The organism is Priestia sp. P5_B4, from assembly GCF_056400385.1.
The window spans coordinates 1-2,309 of the sequence record NZ_JBFULJ010000615.1 but is presented as its reverse complement, the minus strand read 5'-3'; the positions used below and the strand labels follow the sequence as shown (position 1 = coordinate 2,309).

Annotated in this window: 2 protein-coding genes; both read right to left on the bottom strand. The window is 39.4% G+C overall.

Going from position 1 to position 2,309, the window contains the following annotated elements:
- On the bottom strand, positions 1 to 1,564 hold a 1,564-nt coding region (locus tag AC1DRF_RS23725; RefSeq protein ID WP_477741847.1), incomplete at its 3' end, for a peptide chain release factor 3.
- Positions 1,565 to 1,806: 242 nt separating this feature from the next.
- The gene (cspD, locus tag AC1DRF_RS23720; RefSeq protein WP_013057877.1) at positions 1,807 to 2,004 is read right to left on the bottom strand and encodes a cold-shock protein CspD; all 198 of its coding nucleotides are present in this window, start codon (positions 2,002 to 2,004) and stop codon (positions 1,807 to 1,809) included.
- Positions 2,005 to 2,309 lie beyond the last annotated feature (305 nt).

Here is a 2,309-nt window from a genome sequence, read left to right as displayed (position 1 = left end):
GGTCTAGGAATTTAACAGATGGATATTTGTCCTGGAACAAACGCCATACAAAATCGTTTTCAAACATAAGAACGGCATGTTTATCACGATCTTCTACTAGCATCACGCGAGAATCTAGCATGCGATCTTCAATTGTTGATTTGTCTACCCATTTTGCAATGTTATGAGACATGCGCGTGAATTCAAGATCGACGTTGTACTCGCCTTTCATACGGTGTTCAAACACTTGGAACTGAAGTTCACCGACTGCTCCTAAAATATAATCTCCAAAGAACGGCGTACGGTAAAGCTGTACGGCTCCTTCTTGTACAAGCTGATTAATCCCTTTTTCAAAGTGCTTAGATTTCATTGCATTTTTCGCACGAACTTTTACAAACAGTTCAGGCGGGAACTTTGGAAGAGCATCAAATTCGAATACTTTTCCCTCTCCTACAATGGTATCGCCAATCTGATACGTACCCGAGTCATACAAGCCAATGATATCCCCTGGATACGCTGTGTCTACTGTTTCACGGCTTGATGCCAAGAACTGATGAGACTGCGCTAGCTTCATTTTACGGTTCGTTCTTGCTAACGTCACGTTCATTCCACGCTCGAATTTCCCTGAACATACGCGTACGAACGCAATACGGTCGCGGTGAGCTGGGTTCATGTTCGCTTGAATTTTAAAGATGAAACCTGAGAAGTTTTCATCCGTAGGCTGAACGGTGCCATTCGTTGATTCACGAGGCTGCGGCGGTGATGTTAATTGTAAAAATGAATTAARGAAAGACTGTACACCAAAGTTTGCAATCGCACTTCCGAAGAAAACAGGTGTTAATAGGCCTTGCTTTACTTTTTCAATTGAAAAATCATTACCTGCTTCGTCTAATAGAGATAAATCATCCACTAAGCCTGGTAAATACATTTCATCGACGTGTTTTTTAATTTCATCGTCGATATTTTCACCGTCAAAGTCTGCAAAATATGACTCTTTGTTTCCTTGGTATACTTCAATTTGTTTTGAAAAACGGTCATACGTTCCTTGGAATCGTTTCCCCATGCCAATTGGCCACGTTACAGGGTATGATTCAATACCAAGTACATCTTCAATTTCTTCAAGCAGCTCAAGCGGCTCTTTTCCTTCAYGGTCTAATTTATTGATAAATGTTAGAATAGGAATACCACGCATACGACAAACTTTAAAAAGTTTAAGCGTTTGTGCTTCAATCCCTTTCGTTCCGTCAATAACCATGACCGCACTGTCTACAGCCGTTAAGGTACGATACGTATCCTCACTGAAGTCTTCATGTCCTGGTGTATCCAAGATGTTAATAAAGTGATCTTTATACTCAAACTGCATAACACTTGATGTAACCGAAATTCCACGTTGTTTTTCGATTTCCATCCAGTCAGATGTAGCAAACTTGCCTGATTTTTTTCCTTTAACCGTTCCGGCTGAACGAATCATTCCGCCCAGTAACAGCATTTTTTCTGTTAACGTTGTTTTCCCGGCATCCGGGTGAGAAATAATGGCGAATGTACGACGTGAATCGACCATCGTTTCTTGAAGTTGGTTGTTCATACGTTTTAAAATCCTTTCTGCTCTACAATTCCTATTTTCATCATTTCATTATACGCTTTTTTTATACTGCGTGACTAGTTTTTTTCATATTTGAATACTTCTACAAAATCAAAGAAATCGTCAACAAGGTGTAAAAAGCGAACAAGAAAAGACCCCTTTTATAAAAGGGGCCTTCTCCCAGTTTAGTTTAACGAACGACCAGAGAAACGTTCTGCTGATCGGCTTAAACTTTATAAAAAAAATTACTTTTGAACGTTAGCAGCTTGTGGTCCACGGTTGCCTTCAACGATTTCAAATGTAACTTCTTGACCTTCTTCTAAAGTTTTGAAACCTTCGCCTTGGATAGCAGAGAAATGAACGAATACATCGTCTTGTCCTTCTACTTCGATGAAACCGAAACCTTTTTCAGCGTTGAACCATTTTACTTTACCTTGTAACATATCTCTTTTCCTCCTTGTGTGACAATCCACACATTGTGTATTACTCTATTCCTGCTCTTACAATAAGTCAAGACGAACACTTCGAACTATCCTTACCGAACAAAAATAAGCACCTTTATTGTAACAAATCCTCCAAAAAATTTCAAAGGAATTTGCACATTCTTTTTGTTTGCTTTGATCCCTTACCTACAGCCTTTCCACCCTTTTTAAGCAGCCGAATGTGAACGCATTATCCGCACTTCTTCTTGGTGTTTTTTCTTGTATAACGATCCTTTAAATGGATAACGCTATAGAGATAGATACTC

Excerpts from the sequence above, each read along its gene's own strand:
- cspD (WP_013057877.1), bottom strand. The coding sequence starts at position 2,004 with ATGTTACAAGGTAAAGTAAAATGGTTCAACGCTGAAAAAGGTTTCGGT.